Consider the following 353-nt stretch of genomic DNA (forward strand, 5'->3'; position numbering starts at 1 on the left):
CCGCCCTGGCAGCCAAAGAACTCCGCGAAGCCATCGCATAACCCCACCCCGAACCGTGTACTGCCCGCACAAAACACCACCGCGGGCAGTACACGGCCACCGCACCTGCTTTTGGAAGTTAGAACCCACAATGTCTCTCACGTACGTTGACTCACCTTCTAGGTCCAGGCGCAATTCGTTGCGGGATCCGCGTGACCGCCGTTTGAACCGGATTGCGGGTCCGTCGTCGTTGGTGCTCTTTGGGGTGACCGGTGACTTGGCGCGGAAGAAGTTGATGCCGGCGGTGTATGACCTGGCGAACCGGGGGTTGTTGCCGCCGAGTTTCGCGCTGGTGGGCTTCGGGCGCCGGGAGT

1 pseudogene is annotated in these 353 nt (G+C 62.3%); it reads left to right on the forward strand.

Annotated elements, in window-relative coordinates:
• Positions 1-130: 130 nt before the first annotated feature.
• A pseudogene (locus AC5RTT_RS20845) lies at positions 131-353 on the forward strand (glucose-6-phosphate dehydrogenase); the annotation flags it as partial.

The organism is Arthrobacter sp. Y3221157 (assembly GCF_059089865.1).